Source organism: Pseudomonas sp. RGM2987 (genome assembly GCF_022952855.1).
Taxonomy (GTDB): domain Bacteria; phylum Pseudomonadota; class Gammaproteobacteria; order Pseudomonadales; family Pseudomonadaceae; genus Aquipseudomonas.
Map to the genome: position 1 here is coordinate 19,135 of NZ_JALJDX010000192.1, position 19,231 is coordinate 38,365.

The 19,231-nt window shown below is 62.5% G+C and carries 13 protein-coding genes; 2 read left to right on the forward strand and 11 right to left on the reverse strand.

Annotated elements, in window-relative coordinates; translation table 11 throughout:
• Nucleotides 1-5: 5 nt before the first annotated feature.
• The 11 genes from RGM2987_RS13310 to glnE all read right to left on the reverse strand — a co-directional run bounded on the left by RGM2987_RS13310 (nucleotide 6) and on the right by glnE (nucleotide 14,253).
• Entirely contained in the window at nucleotides 6-902 is an 897-nt protein-coding gene (locus RGM2987_RS13310) for an antimicrobial resistance protein Mig-14 (RefSeq protein ID WP_245141809.1), read from the reverse strand.
• Nucleotides 902-2,032, reverse strand: a complete 1,131-nt coding sequence (locus RGM2987_RS13315; RefSeq protein ID WP_245141860.1) for a glycosyltransferase — start codon at nucleotides 2,030-2,032, stop codon at nucleotides 902-904. Before RGM2987_RS13315 ends, RGM2987_RS13310 begins: the two co-directional genes overlap by 1 nt.
• The gene (locus tag RGM2987_RS13320) at nucleotides 2,016-3,773 is read right to left on the reverse strand and encodes a carbamoyltransferase (RefSeq protein ID WP_245141812.1); all 1,758 of its coding nucleotides are present in this window, start codon (nucleotides 3,771-3,773) and stop codon (nucleotides 2,016-2,018) included. Before RGM2987_RS13320 ends, RGM2987_RS13315 begins: the two co-directional genes overlap by 17 nt.
• 313 nt (nucleotides 3,774-4,086) lie before the next feature.
• Complete coding sequence (locus RGM2987_RS13325; protein WP_245141815.1) at nucleotides 4,087-5,538, reverse strand: lipopolysaccharide kinase InaA family protein; 1,452 nt, start codon at nucleotides 5,536-5,538, stop codon at nucleotides 4,087-4,089.
• The gene (locus RGM2987_RS13330) at nucleotides 5,538-6,290 is read right to left on the reverse strand and encodes a lipopolysaccharide kinase InaA family protein (protein WP_245141818.1); all 753 of its coding nucleotides are present in this window, start codon (nucleotides 6,288-6,290) and stop codon (nucleotides 5,538-5,540) included. The genes RGM2987_RS13325 and RGM2987_RS13330 overlap by 1 nt, the downstream gene beginning before the upstream one ends.
• Nucleotides 6,287-7,021: a lipopolysaccharide kinase InaA family protein gene (locus RGM2987_RS13335; protein ID WP_245141820.1), complete on the reverse strand. Its 735-nt coding sequence runs from the start codon at nucleotides 7,019-7,021 to the stop codon at nucleotides 6,287-6,289. The genes RGM2987_RS13330 and RGM2987_RS13335 overlap by 4 nt, the downstream gene beginning before the upstream one ends.
• Nucleotides 7,021-7,827: a lipopolysaccharide core heptose(I) kinase RfaP gene (rfaP, locus tag RGM2987_RS13340; RefSeq protein ID WP_245141822.1), complete on the reverse strand. Its 807-nt coding sequence runs from the start codon at nucleotides 7,825-7,827 to the stop codon at nucleotides 7,021-7,023. The genes RGM2987_RS13335 and rfaP overlap by 1 nt, the downstream gene beginning before the upstream one ends.
• On the reverse strand, nucleotides 7,824-8,948 hold the full coding sequence (locus RGM2987_RS13345) for a glycosyltransferase family 4 protein (RefSeq protein ID WP_245141824.1): 1,125 nt from the start codon (nucleotides 8,946-8,948) through the stop codon (nucleotides 7,824-7,826). Before RGM2987_RS13345 ends, rfaP begins: the two co-directional genes overlap by 4 nt.
• Nucleotides 8,948-10,006, reverse strand: a complete 1,059-nt coding sequence (gene waaC, locus RGM2987_RS13350; RefSeq protein WP_245141827.1) for a lipopolysaccharide heptosyltransferase I — start codon at nucleotides 10,004-10,006, stop codon at nucleotides 8,948-8,950. The genes RGM2987_RS13345 and waaC overlap by 1 nt, the downstream gene beginning before the upstream one ends.
• A 1-nt stretch (nucleotide 10,007) precedes the next feature.
• Nucleotides 10,008-11,042, reverse strand: a complete 1,035-nt coding sequence (gene waaF / locus RGM2987_RS13355; RefSeq protein WP_245141830.1) for a lipopolysaccharide heptosyltransferase II — start codon at nucleotides 11,040-11,042, stop codon at nucleotides 10,008-10,010.
• 271 nt (nucleotides 11,043-11,313) lie between these two features.
• On the reverse strand, nucleotides 11,314-14,253 hold the full coding sequence (gene glnE, locus RGM2987_RS13360) for a bifunctional [glutamate--ammonia ligase]-adenylyl-L-tyrosine phosphorylase/[glutamate--ammonia-ligase] adenylyltransferase (RefSeq protein ID WP_245141833.1): 2,940 nt from the start codon (nucleotides 14,251-14,253) through the stop codon (nucleotides 11,314-11,316).
• Nucleotides 14,254-14,635: 382 nt separating this feature from the next.
• On the opposite strand from glnE, the gene aceE reads away from it, so the two are divergent.
• Nucleotides 14,636-17,281 (forward strand): pyruvate dehydrogenase (acetyl-transferring), homodimeric type, encoded by a 2,646-nt coding sequence (gene aceE / locus RGM2987_RS13365; RefSeq protein WP_245141836.1) that lies wholly within the window; start codon nucleotides 14,636-14,638, stop codon nucleotides 17,279-17,281.
• Between the two features lie 11 nt (nucleotides 17,282-17,292).
• A complete protein-coding gene (gene aceF / locus RGM2987_RS13370) occupies nucleotides 17,293-18,930 on the forward strand; it encodes a dihydrolipoyllysine-residue acetyltransferase (RefSeq protein WP_245141840.1) in 1,638 nt (545 codons plus the stop codon).
• The last annotated feature ends 301 nt before the right edge of the window (nucleotides 18,931-19,231 follow it).

The window sequence follows — 19,231 nt, forward strand, 5'->3', positions numbered from 1 at the left end:
CGGGTTCATACGGTAAACACCGGCACGGGGCTGCACCAACGGTCCTTGTATTCCCGGTCCGCCCTGCCGAACGAAAAACGCAGCGGCTTGCCGGCGGCGCGGGCATGTTCCCAGGCGCTCTGGGTGTTGAGGAAACTCAACACGCTGCCAGGACTGAATTCGCGGGTTTGCGGGTCGACACCACCATTGATGTACTCGACGCTGATCCACTCGGGCGCTTCCACGCGATACACCAACTGGATGGCGATGGGGGCTTCGTTGAGGAAAATCACCGAACCGATCAACCATTGGCGCAACAGCCCGATCACCTCGCCCATGCGCTCGGCACCGGTGGCGGCAAAGCCCCAGCGGCGCTGGAACAGGTCGCAGTAGATCGACGCCAGTTCTTCGCTGGTGAACGCTTCGACCGGCCGCACCAACCCGCCCGCCTCTTCCAGCAAACGCAGTTCACGGCGTTGGTTGTAGCGAAACTTCTTGGACAGGTCTTCCGGCGTGCGGGCCATGGCCAGTTGTTCCTGCTGCAACTTCAAGCCACTGAAGCGTCCCTGGTTGAGCTGCGACAGGTAACGTGCGCGGTGACGCAACGGTGCCTGGGCATCGGGCGCCGCCGGCAGGATCAGCTCAGCGTTGCCCAGATCGAACAAGCCTTTTTTGCCGCAGCGCTTGAGCACGTCCTTGGACAATGCCAGGTCGCGGCCCCAGGTTGGAATCGCGGCCTTCACTTCGCCTTGCTGCTCGTACGCCAGGTAGCGCACGGGAATCCCCGCCAGGGCGGCCAGACGCTCGACCACCAGCGGATGGGTGGCGACACTGCCGCCAAAACGCTGCCAGGCCTGGGCATAAATCGATGCATCGACGGCTGTCCAGCCACGCTCGCGCCAACCCTGGAATCGATTGAGCATCAGGCTCTCGGCGCCAGGTCGATGACTTGGGGCAAACGCCAGAAGGCCTCGCGCACAGCACGATCCGAGAAACGTTCACGCAAGCGGTCGAGCATCAGCTCGGCGCATTGACGATGCTGCAGGTCATCCATGGCCGCCAGGTGTTGCAGCCCCTGGGCCATGTGTTCGGCGTCGCCCAGGGGAAACAGGATGCCGACGCCTTCGACCACTTCCTTCGCACCGCCACAGGCGGTGGCCAGCAACGGTACGCCTGTGGCCATGGCCTCAAGCAGTACCATGCCAAACGGCTCGTGGTTGGAGCTCAGGACAAATACATCAAAGGCACGGAAATAGCGGCGGGCGTCAGGCACCTGGCCGAGAAACATCACCCGATCGGCAATGCCCAGTTCAAGCGCGAGCTTGCGCAGTTCCTGTTCCAGCCGCCCCTCGCCGAGAATCGCCAGTTGGCTGTTAGCCGGCAGATAGGCCAGCGCGGCGGCAAAGCCACGCAACAACGTGGCCTGGTCCTTGTCCGGGTGCAGGCGTCCGACATTGCCGACTATCCAGGCGTCCGGGTCCAGCCCAAGGGTATGCCGCGCTTCATCGCGCGACAGCAACGCGGCCTGGGTAGCGTCGAGATCGATGCGGTTGTAGAGCGTCTGGATCCGCACGGCCGGCCACTTCGACAGGCAGCGGCGCAGGTCGTCACGCACCGCATTGGAAACCCCAAGCAGGCTCAAGCGCTTACGGAAGATATGGGCGAACAAGCGACGGGTACGCCGCCTGTAATCACCAAAGGCATGATGCACGCCGATCACCGGCAAGGAGGTCCCGAGCAGGGCGATATAGATCGGCTTGAAACGATGGGCAATACAGAAGCTGAAATTGCGCGACGCGGCGATCTTGCGCAGATCGCCGATGGCTCCCAGCTTCAGGCCCCGAATGGCGCTGGACTTGTACTCCATGAACAGCACCTCGTCCGAGGCACAACTGGCGGCTACCTGCGCGTCCGCGACCCCGGTGAGAAACACCGTGGTCACCCGGTAGCCTGTGCCCGCGAACAGACTGGCGTATTGTCGCGCACAGTCCAGGAACGGCCCGTCATAACCGTGACAGAACTGCAGTACATGCCGCTCAGCCGAACGTGTCATAAGCATCCACACCCTCTTTGACCACCAGAATATCTTCCATGATCAAGTACTGCAGGTCGGAGCCGAAAAACATGTTCAACGCATCGGTCGGCGAACAGATCATCGGTTCGCCACGGCGGTTGAGCGAGGTGTTCAAGGACACGCCGTTGCCCGTCAGGACTTCCAGCGCTTTCATCATGTCGTAGTAGCGCGGGTTGTATTCGCGCTTGAGCACCTGGGCCCGGGAAGTGCCGTCCTCATGGACGACTTCCGGCACGCGGGTCTTCCACTCCTCGGCCACTTCGAAGGTGAAGGTCATGAACGGCGCGGGGTGGTCGACCTTGATCATCTGCGGCGCGACGGTGTCGAGCATCGACGGGCAGAAAGGTCTCCAGCGCTCGCGGAACTTGATCTGTTCGTTGATGCGATCCGCCACGCCACTGGCGCTCGGGCAACCGATGATCGAACGACCGCCCAAGGCACGCGGGCCAAACTCCATGCGACCCTGGAACCAGGCAACCGGGTTGCCATCGACCATAATCTTCGCGATGCGCTCGGGGGTGTTGTCGATCTTGCGCCACGCCGGCTTGCTCGGATGACGGGCGCAGGCGGCAATCACGTCTTCGTTGCTGTAGGCCGGGCCGAGATAGACGTGCTCCATCTTCTCCACCGGCACGCCACGGGCGTGAGACACATAGGCCGCCGCGCCGACTGCGGTGCCGGCGTCGCCGGAGGCCGGCTGTACGAACAGCTCCTTGACGTCGTCACGGGCGATGATCTTCTGGTTCAGCTTGACGTTCAGGGCACAGCCACCGGCGAACGCCAGCTTGCCGGTTTCCTTGAGCACGTCGCCCAGGTAGTGGTCAATCATCTGCAGCGCGAGTTTCTCGAACAACGCCTGCATACTGGCCGCGTAGTGGATGTAAGGCTCGTCGGCGATGTCGCCTTCACGTTTCGGGCCGAGCCATTCGATCAGCTTCGGCGAGAAGTAGAAGCCCTTGCCCTTCTCTTTATAGCGGCGCAGGCCGATGACGTTGGCGTAGTCGGTATTGATCACCAGTTCGCCATTCTCGAACGAAGCCAGGCGCGAGAAGTCGTATTTGCTGGCATCACCGTAAGGTGCCATGCCCATGACCTTGAACTCGCCGTCAAGCATTTCAAAACCGAGGAACTCGGTGATCGCGCCGTACAGGCCACCCAGGGAATCCGGATCGTAGAATTCCTTGATCTTGTGAATCTTGCCGTTCTCGCCGTAGCCGAAGAAGGTCGTGGCGTATTCGCCCTTGCCGTCGATGCCCAGGATCGCGGTTTTTTCCTGGAAACCCGAGCAATGGTAGGCGCTGGAGGCATGGGCCAGGTGATGCTCGACCGGCTCGATCTTGATCTTTTTCGGGTCGAAGCCCAGTTGCTCCAGGCACCAGACGATCTTGCGGCGATAACGCTTGTAGCGACGATTACCCATCAGGATTGCATCGAGGGCACGGTCCGGGGCGTACCAGTAGCGCTTGGCGTAGTGCCAGCGCGCCTCGCCGAACAGGCTGATCGGGGCGAACGGAATCGCCACCACATCGACGTCGGACGGCTTGATGCCGGCCTGCTCCAGGCAGAACTTCGCCGACTCATAGGGCATGCGGTTCTTTGCGTGCTTATCGCGTACGAAGCGCTCTTCCTCGGCTGCCGCGATCAGCTTGCCGTCAATGTACAGCGCTGCGGAAGGATCATGGCTAAGGGCGCCGGACAGGCCAAGAATCGTCAATGCCACAGGGGTCTAGCCTCTTAATCTGCATACGGGCGACAAGCGCCTCGAAAAAAATTGATGTGCCACTCGCCGGGGCGCGGGGCAGCCAAAGGGGGCGATTATAACTTAAAAGCCACCTCAAACCTCTAGCGGTGAAGCGCGAGCTTGTGGCGAATTACTACGACATGTATATGGAGCGTTATAGGCTTCCAATACCGATCTGGCGCTATCGCGAGCAGGCTCGCTCCCACAGTGGACCGCGGCGTGCATAGATCCTGTGACTATCATCGGCCCCTGTGGGAGCGAGCCTGCTCGCGATAGCAGGCCGCGGACGACCTCAGGCTTGAGCCTTTATAGCCTTGGGCAGCCGCTCATCAATCACCCGATACAACGCACTCTCTTGCGGCCAGTTGCGCATGAACCGTGCCCGATCCCGGGCGTACGCCGGGGCGAAGCTGGCCTGGGTGCGGTGCTGGCACATGGAGTCGAGATCGATCAGCGCCCAGCGGTCGTGCTGCCAGAACAGGTTGTGACCCTTGAAGTCGCCATGGCTGATACGCTCGCGGATGAGATCGGCGAACAACCGGTCCAGGGCGAGCAGTTCGGATTCGGGCGCCTCGCCACTTTCCACATAAGGGGCAAAGCGCTCGATGATGTCCGGCCCCGACAGATGCTCGGTGACCAGGTACGCGCCACGGCGCAGCCACAAAAAACGCCTTTCCAACAATGCCAACGGCTTGGGCGTGGCAATGCCGAGGAAGGCCAGGCGATGGCCTTCGCGCCAGGAATGCCAGGCACGGCTGGGGCGCCAGAAACGCTTGAGCCAATGGGCAAAACTCTTGATGTTGTAGCGCTTGATCACCAGGCTACGGCCGCTCACCTGGACCTTGCCGACGCTCGCCGCGCCACCGGTCTTGTACAAGTGGCCCTGGTCAAGCAGGGCATCCGCCTGCTCCAGCACCGGTAACATGGCGGCTTCTTCCTCGCGGCGGATGGCCCGCAGGCCGAATGCGCCGCGCCGCACACTGAACAGGCTGCACTCGCGCCCGACCTTTTCCAGGAAGTCCTTCAAGCGCCAGGCCTGGACCTTGTCGATCTGCTTTTGCAGGGCCTCCATGGGTAACGCATGCTCGGCGTTACCCAGCAGGTAATGCACCAACAACTCTTCGTTGAAGGGCGCCAGGGATTTGGGCAACTGCGCGAAAAACACCCCCAGGTTTTCCAGCACCTTCTGTCGCGACAGCGGTTGGCCCGCCGTTTCGGCGCGAATGCCGGCACCGTCAATCAAATAGAGCTGGCCGCCATGACGCAGCAGATTGTCCAGATGCAGGTCTTCCTGCCACAAGCCTTTGCTGTGCAATTGGGCGATGGCGCCCAGGGCTTCGGCCAGTACCGCAGCCTGCTCGTCAGCCAGCAATGGCAGGTGCTCGACCTGTTTCCAGGCGTCTCCCAGGCTCTCGGCATCTTCGAGCAACTCAAATAACAGCCAACCACCCTCGCCGTCTTTCAGGCCGTCAGCCAGCAACAACGGGGTCGTCAGCCCTTGCTCTGCCAACAGGCGCACACCTTGCAGTTCCCGTTGAAAATGCCGAGCGGCCTTGCTGCCGACCAGTAATTTGGCCAGCACCGGCCGGCCGCGCCAGACGCCCGCGCCGACGTAACGCTGCCCCGGCAACACCCGCAACAGCGAAAGCAACTGCAATTGTGCCGGGCCTGCGGCATCGGCCAGCTCCAGGCTCAGCGGCAGGACGGGATTGCGACCGACGCTCTTCAACTCTGACAAACGCATCAACGGGCTCTCTTTTGGCTGCGCCGGACACTCAGGCGTCCCATCCAACTGTCCACCAGCCCGGAATCGGGCGGCTGATCCAGATAGGTAGACAACAACTGGCGCACATCGGCATCACTCCAGATCGATGCCCGACGCAACAAGGGCTCCAGGTCCTTGACCCGGTCACGCCAGCCGAACAGCAGCGGTCGGGTCTTTTCCAGGTCGATCAATTGCGCCTGATAACCACTGGGGGTGGCTTGCAGGAAAATATGCTTGGGATAAAAGCAGCCGTGCACCTGATGCAAACCGTGCAGTCGCCGCGCCAATTGGCCGCAGGCGTTCAGGATGGTGTTGCGCTGCGCCGCCGTCAGGGCCGGCCAGCGTTGCAGGAGCGAATCCAGGTCATCCCAGCCATCCAGGGCGCGGGTCAGCAGGATTGCGCGCACTTCGCCGTCCACCTTGCGCTGGCCGTAGAACACGGCTTGCAGCGCCGGAATCCCCAACTGCCGATAACGGCTGATATTGCGAAATTCCCGGGAAAAACTCGGCTCGCCAAAGGGGTGGGTCCAGGTTCGCGTCAGGTAATTGCTCTGGCGCTTGAGGTAATAACCTTGCCCTTCCAACTCCAGCCGGAACACGCTGCTCCAACCGTCGCCCGAAGTGTTGGGCTCGTCCACCGCGTCCAGTTGTCGCGCCCACAGGGCATCGAAGCTGTCCAGGCCATGACGCTGCAGCAACGCCCGGTCCTCAGCGGCCAGAAAATCAGTCATTCACGCCCCTCGAAAAATCTCACCACGTGGCGGATACGCTTTTTATCGCGCGCATCGAGCCGATCCCGCTGGCGATATTGCAGGTAAAAACGCAGGCGTTGGGTCGCGGACAAATGATACTTGGCCACTTTATCCAGGCACGCCAGGTCCTTGGTGATACGGTACTTGAGCCAGAAGCCGCTCCAGAAATCACCGTTCGGGCAATCGATCAGGAACAGCTGCGCCCGGTCGTCGATCAGCAGGTTGCGCCACTTCAGATCGTTATGGGTGAAGCGGTGTTCATGCATGGTTCGCGTGTAGCCAGCCAGCTGTTGGCTCACACCATCGACCCAATTGCGATCGGTCAGCCGCCGATCGTGACGATCGGCCAGGGCCGACAGGTCTTCGGTATGCGGCAGTTCGCGGGTGATCATCGCGCCACGGGCATAGGCGGCGCCGTTGCGCTCCAGGCCCCAGCCAACGATTTCGGCGGTGGGAATGCCCCATTTGGCGAAGCGCTTGAGGTTCTGCCACTCGGACTTGACCCGGGGCTTGCCCAGGTATCGGCGCAAACCCTTGCCAGCCCCGACGTAGCGCTTGACGTAATAATTCACACCGTTGCGCTGCACCCGGATCACTTCGGACAACGGGTCTCGGGTCAGGCGCTCACCTTGCAAGGCAAACACCGCCTCGAGGCTGCCGAAGTCCTGCGCCAGGTCGGCGTAGGCCGGTTCCAGCTTCCAACCCGACATCAGAGTGCGTCCCCGTAGCGCTGCTTGCGGGCATACAGCTTGTTGGCCTTGCCTTCCAGCCAACTAAGCAGCGGAGCCTCTTCGGCGAGGATCCGGCGCAGCGGCTGCTGGAAATAGCCTTTGAGAAAACGCAGCTTGTCGCGCCGGGTCAAGCCGATGTCCAGGGCCGAGAAGTACAGCGCCGCCAGGTCCTTGTTGCGCCAGCGGGTGGTAATGGCCGGGCGGGTCTGGGCACGGTGCAGGTCGATCACCGACAACTTGAAATCCTGCGCGGTCACCGGTTTGTCGGTGTGCAGCAGAAAGTGGCAGATATAACAGTCCCGGTGGTTGACCCCGGCGCGGTGCATCATGCCGGTCATGCGCGCCACTTCGCCGATCAGCGCCCGCTTGAGCACTGGCTCGGGTGGTTGCTTGACCCAGTCGATGCTGAAATCTTCGAGGCTGACGGTCGGCGCCAGCTCCTCGGTGACAATGAACGAGTGCTGGTCCGCCGGGTTGCTGCCCTTCTCGCCGTACGCAACAGCGGTCATGGTCGGCACGCCGACTTGCTGCAAGCGCTGGATCGCTTTCCATTCCTGTCCTGCGCCGAGGACCGGCAGCTTGGCGGTGACCAGGTTCTTGACGATCTCGCCCCAACCGATGCCACGGTGGATCTTCACGAAAAAGCCACGTCCGTCCACCTCCGTGCGCAAGGTGCGCCGGGCTTCCAGTTCGCGATAGACCTCGCCCTTGAGCGCCTCGACTTCGGCGAACGCATCGCGCCCGGCCCAGAGGCTCTTGAACGGTTCGGCCAGCATCAATTTCATTGTGCGTGCTCCGCCAATATCACATCGGCCGCGTGCTGCGGCATGCTGTAGAGGTCGGCCGTCTCGGCGAAGGCCAGACCGTTGCGGCTCCAGGCCGCCCGCGCCTCGGTGTCGCTCAACATCCGGCCCAGATAGTCGGTGAGCTGCGCCTGTTCGAACGGCTCGTCGAGCACCAGGCCGCTGTCGGCCTCGGCGATGTAGTGGGCGTATCCGCACACCGCACTGACCAGCACCGGCAAGCCGGCCACCAGCGCTTCAAGCAGTACCGTCCCGGTGTTTTCGTTGTACGCCGGATGGATCAACAGATCGGCGCCCAGCAGGAAACGCGGGATGTCACTGCGGCCCTTGAGGAACCGCACGTTGTCGCCGAGCCCCAGCGTGGCACTCTGCAATTGGAATACTTTGGGGTCGTCCTGGCCGATTACAAACAGCCGGGTGCGTTTTTTCAGTTCCGCCGGCAGCGCGGCCAGTGCCTTGAGGCTGCGATCCACGCCCTTGGTCTTGAACCCGGAACCGATCTGCACCAGCAGCAGGTCATCGTCGGCCAGGGCGAACTCGGCACGGAACGCGGCCCGGATTTCGTCGGCATCGGCAGGCCGGCGACGATCCTGGGCGATGCCCGGCGGCAGCAGGTGAAAGCGTTCCAGCGGCGTGTCGTAGTGTTTGATGAACAGCGGCTGCTGGACTTCGGAGATCATCAGCACTTCGGTTTTCGCGTCTTTGCCGAACACCGCCCGCTCGTATTCGGCGAAATGCCGGTAGCGACCCCAGCGCCGATACAGCGAATTGCGCAGGTTCTGCGCCTTGTCCTCGAAGCAGCCGTCGGCGGCGTAGTAGACGTCCAGGCCGGGCATTTTGTTGAAGCCGATCAAACGGTCCACCGGGCGCTTGGCCAGGTCGGCCTCCATCCAGGCGCTGAGTTTCTCGTTGCGCCGGTGATTGAACAGCGCCTTGACCGGTGCCACCAGCACTTCGAAGCCGGGCGGGACGTCGCCTTCCCAGATCAGCGTGTAGACGCGGATCTGATGGCCACGACGCTGGCACTCCAGGGCGATGCGCATGAAATCTCGCTGCAGGCCACCGAAGGGGAAATACTTGTAAAGGACAAAAGCCAATTGCATCAGCGCGACTCCTCAGCCAATAACGTGCTCAGGTGGCTGGCAACACGCTCGGGGTTCAGACGCGTGAAGCACAGGGGCTGCTCGCGTTTCAGGTCAAACCGACGAGCGTCTTCGGCGGTCGGCGAATAAGTGCATTGTTTCTGCATGCAAGGCGCGCAGGGAAAATCGCTGGCCAGGTGAACCTGGCCCTTGCCGTAGGCGCCGGTCAACACTGGATTGGTCGGGCCGAGCAGCGAAATGGTCGGCACGTCCAAGGCTGCGGCCAGGTGGCCGAGACCGGTGTCCACCGCCACGCAGGCCTGGGCACCGGCAAGCACCTTGCCCATGCCGCCCAGGTTCAGCTTCGGCAACACTTCGACGTTGCGCAGCCCCTTGGCAATGCGCTCGGCCCGGGCTTTTTCCAGCGGATTGCCCCATGGCAGCTTCACCACGACGCCGAACTGCCCCATGCGCTCGGTCAGCTGGCGCCAGTAAAGCTCGGGCCAATGCTTGGATTCCCAGGTTGTGCCGTGCAGGAACACCACATAGGGGTACTTGCGCGGCAATTCAACCAGGCGATCGACATTCAGGCCGTAGTTACCCAAGGTCCGGGGCAGGTCATACCCCAGCGCCACGGCGAACAGTTGCCGCACACGCTCTACCGCATGCTGACCACGGGCCACCGCCAGGCGGCGGCTATAGAAACGCGCGGCGAAGGGTTCGCGGGCCGAGTCCTTGTCCAGGCCGGCCACCGGCGCCTTGACGTAACGGGTCAGCCAGGCACTTTTCAGCAAGCCCTGGGCATCGATCACCAGGTCGTATTTTTCGGCGCGCATGTTTTGCTTGAAGCGTCGCCATTCGCCGCTCTTGATGGCCTGCCAGAGGTTCTTGCGCCAGCGCCGGATCGCCACCGGGATGACCTTGCCCACGGCCGGGTGCCAGGTGGGGATTTCGGCGAAGCCTTCTTCCACCACCCAATCGAACTTGATCCCCGGGATCGCCCGCGCGGCGTCGGTCAGGGCCGGCAACGTGTGGACCACATCCCCCAGCGAAGAGGTCTTGATCAGCAATACCCGCAAGTTACCGGACCTCCACGGGAGTGCCCTGCAATCGCTCCAGGGCATCGTTCACCGACACCGGCAGGAGCTGGCGCAGGCAATTGTAGTGACCGAAGCGGCAGGTGCGATCAAAGCATGGGCTGCACTCGATGCCCAGGCGCACGACTTCGACCTGGTCGGCCAGCGGCGGCGTAAAGCCTGGCGAAGTGGAGCCGTAGACCGCCACCAACGGGCGATTCAGCGCGGCGGCCACGTGCATCAGGCCTGAGTCGTTGGACACGACCGAATCGGCACAGGACAGCAGGTCGATGGCCTCGGCCAGGGACGTGTCGCCGCTGAGGTTCACCGACTCCTCCCTGAGGCCTGGAATCAGCCGTGAGCGGATGTCCTCGCCCACCGGGTGGTCTTTTTTCGAGCCGAACAGCCAGACTTGCCAGCCTTCGCGAATCTTCGCCTCGGCCACCTGGGCGTAATGCTCCGCCGGCCAGCGCTTGGACTCACCGAACTCGGCTCCCGGGCACAGGGCCAGCACCGGGCGGTCCAGGCTCAGGCCGAACTTGGCCAGCGCCGCGTCACGGCTCACCGGGTCGATCACCAGGCTGGGACGCGGATACGGCTTGGGCAATTCGTCGCCTGGCGCATAAGCGAGGGCCATGAAGCGCTCGATCATCAGCGGGTAACGGTCTTTGTCGAGGGTGCGCACATCGTTGAGCAGGCCGTAGCGGAACTCGCCACGCCAGCCGGTGCGCTTGGGGATCCCGGCGAAGAACGGCACCAGCGCCGATTTCAGCGAATTGGGCAGCAGGATCGCCTGGTCATACTGGCCGGCCAGGGACTTGCCGATGCGTCGACGGGTCGCCAGTTCCAGCACGCCGTGACCGAGCGGAAAGCTCAAGGCCTTGCGCACCTGGGGCATGCGCTCAAGGATCGGCCGGCTCCACTCGGGGGCCAGGACGTCGATTTCGCATTGCGGGTGGCGTTGCTTCAGGCACTGGAACAGTGTCTGCGCCATCACCATGTCACCGACCCAACTGGGCCCAACGATCAGAATATTCATGTGCTTTCCAAAAACGCTACGGGGAGGCCTACGCCTCCCCGCCTCAAGAACACTGCAACCCATTGTGGGAGTGGGCTAGCTCGCGAAAGGGCCATCGCATCCGACATCTGTGTTGCCTGACATTCCGCCATCGCGAGCAGGCTCGCTCCCACAAGGGTTCTTCATCCAACTGTGGGAGCGGGCTTGCTCGCGAAGAGGCAGGACCTGCAACATCTACTTCGCCTGACACACCGCTTTCGCGAGCAAGCCCGCTCCCACCTTTAATCAGTATTCAACTCAACCCCAGCTCTCGCCAGATCCGCAGCACCTGTCGACGCTCATTCACAAACTGGTCGCCGGTGATCACCCCGGCCTCTTTCTGCAAGGCCTGGCGGTGCGCGGCGGAGCGGTAGGCTTTATAGGCCTCGCGCAACAAGGTGGCGTCTTCGGCCGGCATCAGCCCCACCTCCTGCAACCCTTCCAGGATGCGGATGTTATCGGTGTAGCGCGCCAGCGACGGGTGTTCCTCGGACCACGCCAGGGCCGCGTATTGCACCATAAATTCAATATCGACGATACCTCCGGCATCCTGCTTGAGATCGAAGGGCGCCGAGGCCTCGAAAGCGTTTGGTGCAGTCCCGGCAGCGGTGGCCTTGCTGCCAAGGTTGTCGCGCATTTTGGCGCGCATCTCGCTGACCTCCTGGCGCAACGTCGGCAGGTCACGCTTGCGCCCCAATACCTGGGCACGGACCTTCTCGAACGCCTGGCCCACGTCCTGGCTGCCCACCAGCACCCGGGCCCGCACCAGCGCCTGATGTTCCCAGGTCCAGGCTTCGTTCTCCTGATAACGGGCAAACGCGCCGAGGGAACTGACCAGCAACCCCGACGCCCCGGAGGGCCGCAGGCGCATATCGACTTCATATAACTGCCCGGAGTTGGTCTGGGCAGTCAGCAAGTGAATGATCCGCTGACCGAGGCGGGTGAAGAACTGCGCACCATCGATCGGTTTCGGGCCATCGGTCTCCGCCTGGGGGTCGCCGTCGTGGATGAATACCAGGTCCAGGTCCGAACCATGCCCCAGTTCCAGGCCGCCGACTTTCCCATAACCGACAATGATGAAGCCGGGATCGCACAGGCTGCCGTCGGTACGCAGCGGCACGCCATGCTTGGCCGCCGTCTGGCGCCAGGCCAACGCCAGCACTTGTTCGAGAATCGCCTCGGCGAGCCAGGTCAGGTAGTCGCTGACTTTCATCAACGGCAGGCTGCCGGCGATTTCCGAGGCGGCCACCCGCAGGCGGTGCGCCAACTTGAAATGCCGCAGCGCCTCCATCTGCTGCTCCAGGTCATCCTCGGGAATCCGCGTCAGGCGCTCACGCAACTCCGCCGCCAGCTCGGGCGCCAGGGGCGGTTTGAACAAGCGCCCCTCGTTGAGCAACTCATCGAGCAGCAGCGGGAAGCGAGTGATCTGCTCGGCGATCCACGGGCTTGCCGCGCACAGCGTCAGCAAGCGCCGCAGGGCGCCGGGGTTCTCCGTCAACAGCACCAGGTAGGCCGAGCGTCGGGCCACCGCCTCCACCAGCGGCAGCACCCGCTCCAGTACCAGGTCCGGGTTGGCGTGCTCCACCGCCTGGGCCAGCAGGCGGGGAATGAACGCATCCAGACGCTCGCGCCCCAAACGCTGCATCGCCCGCAACTGCGGACTGCCGCGCAGCACGGCCAGGGCCTTGAGCGCCTTGGGCGCATCGACGAAACCGCCCTCCTCCAGCTGGCGACAGGCCGCCTCCTCGTCCTGGCTGTCTTCCCATAAAGGCAACCATTCGCCGCCCACCACCACTTCGCTCTCGCCGCCCGCTTCCTCATCCGGGTCAGCGATGACCTGGCCGAAATGCCAGGCCACGCGGCCGCGCCAGTGCATCAGGTGTTCGTGAAATGCCGACCAGTCGGCGAAGCCCAACATGAAGGCGATACGCGCCTGGTCCTGGGCACTGTCCGGCAGCATCTGGGTCTGCCGGTCGGCGATGGCCTGGATCGCGTGCTCGGTATAGCGCAGGAACTCATAGCCCTCGCGCAACTCATCGACCACCTTGGCCGGCAGGTAACCCTGGCCTTCCAGGGTCCCGAGCACTTTGAGCAGTGGTCGCTGCTGCAAGCTCAAGTCGCGACCGCCGTGGATCAACTGGAAGGCCTGGGCGATGAACTCCACCTCACGGATGCCGCCCGAGCCCAACTTGATATTGTCGGCCATGCCCTTGCGCCGCACTTCCTGCTGGATCAACTGCTTCATGGTGCGCAGCGCTTCAATGGCGGAAAAGTCCAGGTAACGCCGATAGACGAACGGGCGCAGCATGTCGAGCAGTTGCGCACCGGCCACCTGATCCCCGGCGACAACCCGCGCCTTGATCATGGCGTAGCGTTCCCAGTCGCGCCCCTGGTCCTGGTAATACTGCTCCAGGGCGTTGAAGCTCAGCACTAACGCACCGGCCGAACCGTAAGGGCGCAGGCGCATGTCGACGCGGAACACGAAACCGTCGACGGTCATCGGGTCCAGGGCCTTGATCAGGCGCTGACCGACCCGGATGAAGAATTCCTGGTTATCCAGCGGCCGCTTGACCCCGACGGTCTCGCCGCCCTCGGGGTAGGCGAAAATCAGGTCGATGTCCGAAGACAGGTTCAGCTCCACCGCTCCCAGCTTGCCCATGCCGAGGATGACCATCTGTTGCGGCTCGCCGCTGCGCCGCCCGGTGGGCGTGCCGAACTGTTGGCTGAGGCGCCGGTACAACCATTGGTAAGCCTGGTCGATGCAAGCGTCGGCCAGGTCCGAGAGGTCGCGGCAGGTCTGGACCAGGTCGGCCTGACGGGTCAGGTCGCGCCAGATGATCCGTACCTGCTGGCGGGTGCGCTGACGGCGCAAGACGCGGCCCAGCTCATCCTCGGTTGCGGCGGCCTGCACCGCGGCGCCGATCTGCGCGCACAACTCCCCGGGGGCGAAGCTGCGATCCAGTTCGCCGCTGCGCACCAGCTCCAGCAGCATCACTGGGTCACGTAGGCTCTGCTCGATGACGAAGTCGCTGGCGGCGGCAATGCGGTTGAACGCCTCCCAGCGCTGCGCCGTCCAGGTCGACAGCCCGTGGTCGTCGTCGAACAAGGCCACTGCCGCACGGAACGACTGCTCGGCACGACTGACCAATGACTGGAGAATCGACGGTATCGGGGCTAGCGAGGGCAGGCTCATGGTCTATCCTTGATCGGCGCGGGAAAGGCTGGATGTAGTGATTTTCCCAAAGACACTACCTGATTGACTGTCGAACAAAGATGATAAATAGCTGAAAATCTGATTTTATTGGCAGCCGACATCAAGTTTTTACCTGTTCGAGTTGGCTAAAGACCAACAGTAACGATTATTCTCACAACGAAACGAGGGGCCAGAAGCCACTCATGTGTAGTTTTACTACTCGTCTATACATTCGAAAGGCTGAAACGGCCGACGATTTGTAGTAAAACTACACGCCGTCGAATCTACCTTCGGCAATCCAAGAATTTATATCGTCTGCCCACAAGGCCAGTCGCAAACTCAGGCAACCGATTCTGGTAGCCTTTCCGCCCTGGAGCAAGCCATGCAAGACCTCGATCCCGTCGAAACCCAGGAATGGCTGGACGCCCTGGAATCGGTTCTCGACAAAGAAGGCGAAGACCGCGCTCATTACCTGATGACCCGTATGGGCGAACTCGCCACCCGCAGTGGTTCGCAACTGCCTTACGCCATCACCACGCCGTACCGCAACACGATCCCCGTTACCCACGAAGCACGCATGCCTGGCGACCTGTTCATGGAACGCCGCATTCGCTCGCTGGTACGCTGGAACGCGTTGGCCATGGTCATGCGTACCAACCTGAAAGATTCTGACCTGGGCGGTCACATCTCCAGCTTCGCCTCCAGCGCAACGCTGTATGACATCGGCTTCAACTACTTCTTCCAGGCCCCGACCAACGAACACGGCGGCGATCTGATCTACTTCCAGGGTCACGCATCGCCAGGCGTCTACGCCCGTGCGTTCATGGAAGGCCGCATCACCGAAGACCAGATGAACAACTTCCGCCAGGAAGTGGACGGCAACGGCCTGTCGTCGTACCCGCACCCTTGGCTGATGCCTGATTTCTGGCAGTTCCCGACCGTTTCCATGGGTCTGGGCCCGATCCAGGCGATCTACCAGGCGCGCTTCATGAAGTACCTGGAAGCCCGCGGCTTCATCCAGCCCGGCAAACAGAAAGTCTGGTGCTTCATGGGCGACGGCGAGTGCGACGAGCCGGAATCCCTGGGCGCGATCTCCCTGGCCGGCCGCGAGAAGCTGGACAACCTGATCTTCGTCATCAACTGCAACCTGCAGCGCCTCGACGGCCCGGTTCGCGGCAACGGCAAGATCATCCAGGAACTCGAAGGCGTGTTCCGTGGTGCCCAGTGGAACGTCAACAAAGTCATCTGGGGCCGTTTCTGGGACCCACTGCTGGCCAAGGACGTCGACGGCATCCTGCAACGCCGCATGGACGAAGTCATCGACGGCGAGTACCAGAACTACAAGGCCAAGGACGGCGCGTTCGTCCGTGAGCACTTCTTCAATACGCCTGAACTCAAGGCGATGGTTGCCGATCTGTCCGACGACGAGATCTGGAAACTCAACCGTGGCGGCCACGACCCGTACAAGGTCTACGCGGCGTACCACGAAGCGGTCAACCACAAAGAGCAGCCGACCGTCATTCTGGCCAAAACCATCAAGGGTTATGGCACCGGTGCCGGCGAAGCGAAGAACACCGCGCACAACACCAAGAAGGTCGACGTCGACAGCCTGAAGCTGTTCCGCGACCGCTTCGACATCCCGGTCAAGGACAGCGAGCTGGAAAACCTGCCGTTCTTCAAGCCTGAAGAAGGCAGCGCCGAAGCCCGTTACCTGGCCGAGCGCCGCGCCGCCCTGGGCGGTTTCGTACCGCAGCGTCGCGCCAAGAGCATCAGCATCCCGACACCTCCGTTGGAAACCCTCAAGGCAATCCTGGATGGCTCGGGCGACCGTGAAATCTCCACCACCATGGCCTTCGTGCGGATTCTCGCGCAACTGGTCAAGGACAAGGAAATCGGCTCGCGCATCGTCCCGATCATCCCGGACGAAGCCCGTACCTTCGGTATGGAAGGCATGTTCCGCCAGCTGGGCATCTACTCGTCCGTCGGCCAGCTCTACGAGCCAGTCGATAAAGACCAGGTGATGTTCTACCGCGAAGACAAGAAGGGCCAGATCCTCGAGGAAGGCATCAACGAAGCGGGCGCCATGAGCTCGTTCATCGCCGCCGGTACTTCGTACTCCAGCCACAACCAGCCGATGCTGCCGTTCTACATCTTCTATTCGATGTTCGGCTTCCAGCGGATCGGCGACCTGGCCTGGGCCGCTGGCGACAGCCGCACCCGTGGCTTCCTGATCGGCGGTACTGCCGGGCGCACCACCCTCAACGGTGAAGGCCTGCAGCACGAAGACGGTCACAGCCACATGCTGGCCGGGACCATCCCGAACTGCCGCACCTATGATCCGACCTACGGCTACGAGCTGGCGGTGATCATCCAGGACGGCATGAAGAAGATGACCGAAGAGCAACAGGACGTCTTCTACTACATCACCGTGATGAACGAGTCCTACCAGCAGCCAGCCATGCCGGCCGGTGTCGAGCAAGGCATCGTCAAGGGCATGTACCTGCTCGAGGAAGACACCCGCGAAGCGGCGCACCACGTCCAGCTGATGGGCTCTGGCACCATCCTGCGCGAAGTGCGTGAAGCGGCGAAGATCCTGCGCGAGGAATTCAACATCGGCGCCGACGTCTGGAGCGTGACCAGCTTCAACGAACTGCGTCGCGACGGCCTGGCCGTAGAGCGCAGCAACCGCCTGCACCCTGGCCAGAAGCCGAAGCTGAGCTACGTCGAAGAATGCCTGAACGGCCGCAAAGGTCCGGTCATCGCATCGACCGACTACATGAAGCTGTTCGCCGAGCAGATCCGTCAGTGGGTTCCGTCCAAGGAATTCAAGGTGCTGGGCACCGACGGTTTCGGCCGTAGCGACAGCCGCAAGAAGCTGCGTCACTTCTTCGAAGTCGATCGTAAGTTCGTGGTGTTGGCAGCCCTGGAAGCCTTGGCTGACCGTGGCGATATCGAACCCAAGGTGGTGGCCGAGGCCATCGTCAAGTTCGGCATCGATCCGGAAAAACGCAACCCACTGGACTGCTGAGGAGAATTTTCGTGAGCGAACTCATTCGCGTACCTGACATCGGCAGCGGTGAAGGTGAAGTAATTGAACTGTTTGTGAAGGTCGGTGACCGTATCGAAGCCGACCAGAGCATCCTGACGCTTGAATCGGACAAGGCCAGCATGGAAGTGCCTGCGCCGAAGGCCGGTGTCATCAAGAGTTTGAAAGTGAAGCTGGGCGATCGTCTGAAAGAAGGCGACGAGCTGCTGGAGCTGGAAGTCGAGGACGCCGCTGCGGCGCCTGAAGCAGCCGCCCCTGCCGCGGCCCCGGCGGCAGCTGAAAAGCCCGCCGCTGCACCGGCTGCCGAGGCGGCTCCTGCCCCGGCTGCTGCGCCTGCCGCTGCCACCGTCCAGGACATCCATGTCCCGGACATCGGTTCGTCGGGCAAGGCCAAGATCATCGAAGTACTGGTCAAGGCCGGCGATACCGTCGAAGCCGACCAGTCGCTGATCACCCTGGAATCCGACAAGGCCAGCATGGAAATCCCATCGCCGGCCGCCGGCGTGGTGGAAAGCGTCGAGATCAAGCTGGAAGACGAAGTCGGCACGGGTGACCTGATCCTCAAGCTGAAAGTGGCCGGTGCTTCGGCACCCGCCGCACCAGCACCGGCCGCTGCACCTGCTGCCAAGGCTGAAGCCGCGCCTGCTCCGGCTGCCGCGCCAGCTGCCAAGGCCGAGGCTGCGCAAGCCCCTGCCGCCGCGCCTGCGCCTAGCGGTGCCAAGGTTCATGCCGGTCCTGCGGTGCGTCAGTTGGCCCGTGAATTCGGCGTCGAGCTGTCGGCCGTCAGCCCGAGCGGCCCACACGGTCGCGTGCTGAAGGAAGACGTGCAGGCCTACGTCAAGGCCATGATGCAGAAAGCCAAGAATGCACCGGCCGAAGGCGCCACCGGCGGCGCGGGTATTCCGCCAATCCCGGCGGTGGACTTCAGCCGCTTCGGCGAAACCGAAGAAGTGGCCATGACTCGCCTGATGCAGATCGGCGCGTCGAGCCTGCACCGCAGCTGGCTGAACATTCCGCACGTGACTCAGTTCGACCAGGCTGATATCACCGAGCTGGAAGCTTTCCGCGTTGCGCAGAAAGCCGTGGCGGAAAAGGCCGGCGTGAAGCTGACCGTGCTGCCACTGCTGCTCAAGGCCTGCGCACACCTGCTCAAGGAACTGCCGGACTTCAACAGCTCCCTGGCGCCAAGCGGCAAGGCTGTGATCCGCAAGAAATACGTGCACATCGGCTTTGCCGTCGACACCCCGGAAGGCCTGCTGGTACCGGTCATCCGCAACGTCGACCAGAAGAGCCTGCTGCAACTGGCCGGCGAAGCGGCTGCCCTGGCCGAAAAGGCCCGGAACAAGAAGCTCACCGCGGACGACATGCAGGGCGCCTGCTTCACGATCTCCAGCCTCGGCCACATTGGCGGCACCGGCTTCACGCCGATCGTCAACGCGCCGGAAGTGGCGATCCTGGGTGTTTCCAAGGCCACCATCCAGCCGGTCTGGGACGGTAAGGCCTTCCAGCCGAAGCTGATGCTGCCGCTGTCGTTGTCCTACGATCACCGCGTGATCAACGGTGCCGCTGCTGCGCGCTTCACCAAGCGCCTGAGCGACCTGCTGGGCGACATTCGCACTATCCTGTTGTAACTCCGGCCGGCCCTCCATGCGGGGGGCCATCCGGCGCTGTTTTCCGAGCGCCACGCTCGTACCTCAACCCCGCCCGTCTGGCGGGGCTTTTTTTGCCTGAAATAAACCCACCCGCATCAGCCGGCCGTCGCGCCGACAACTTTCCTACCTCTATCCGCCCCAATGGCTACGCCTTCTATTGGACTTTGCCCACAACTTGCGCCCCCTTCCCTATCAATATTTATGACGCTACGAGCTTTAGCATCGAACCCGCGAGACAACTAAGCGCTCTCGCCAATACTTTATAAATGCTGCAATTCGA

Excerpts from the sequence above, each read along its gene's own strand:
- RGM2987_RS13310 (WP_245141809.1), bottom strand. The coding sequence starts at position 902 with ATGCTCAATCGATTCCAGGGTTGGCGCGAGCGTGGCTGGACAGCCGTC.
- RGM2987_RS13315 (WP_245141860.1), bottom strand. The coding sequence starts at position 2,032 with ATGACACGTTCGGCTGAGCGGCATGTACTGCAGTTCTGTCACGGTTAT.
- RGM2987_RS13325 (WP_245141815.1), bottom strand. The coding sequence starts at position 5,538 with ATGCGTTTGTCAGAGTTGAAGAGCGTCGGTCGCAATCCCGTCCTGCCG.
- RGM2987_RS13330 (WP_245141818.1), bottom strand. The coding sequence starts at position 6,290 with ATGACTGATTTTCTGGCCGCTGAGGACCGGGCGTTGCTGCAGCGTCAT.
- RGM2987_RS13335 (WP_245141820.1), bottom strand. The coding sequence starts at position 7,021 with ATGTCGGGTTGGAAGCTGGAACCGGCCTACGCCGACCTGGCGCAGGAC.
- rfaP (WP_245141822.1), bottom strand. The coding sequence starts at position 7,827 with ATGAAATTGATGCTGGCCGAACCGTTCAAGAGCCTCTGGGCCGGGCGC.
- RGM2987_RS13345 (WP_245141824.1), bottom strand. The coding sequence starts at position 8,948 with ATGCAATTGGCTTTTGTCCTTTACAAGTATTTCCCCTTCGGTGGCCTG.
- waaF (WP_245141830.1), bottom strand. The coding sequence starts at position 11,042 with ATGAATATTCTGATCGTTGGGCCCAGTTGGGTCGGTGACATGGTGATG.
- glnE (WP_245141833.1), bottom strand. The coding sequence starts at position 14,253 with ATGAGCCTGCCCTCGCTAGCCCCGATACCGTCGATTCTCCAGTCATTG.
- aceE (WP_245141836.1), top strand. The coding sequence starts at position 14,636 with ATGCAAGACCTCGATCCCGTCGAAACCCAGGAATGGCTGGACGCCCTG.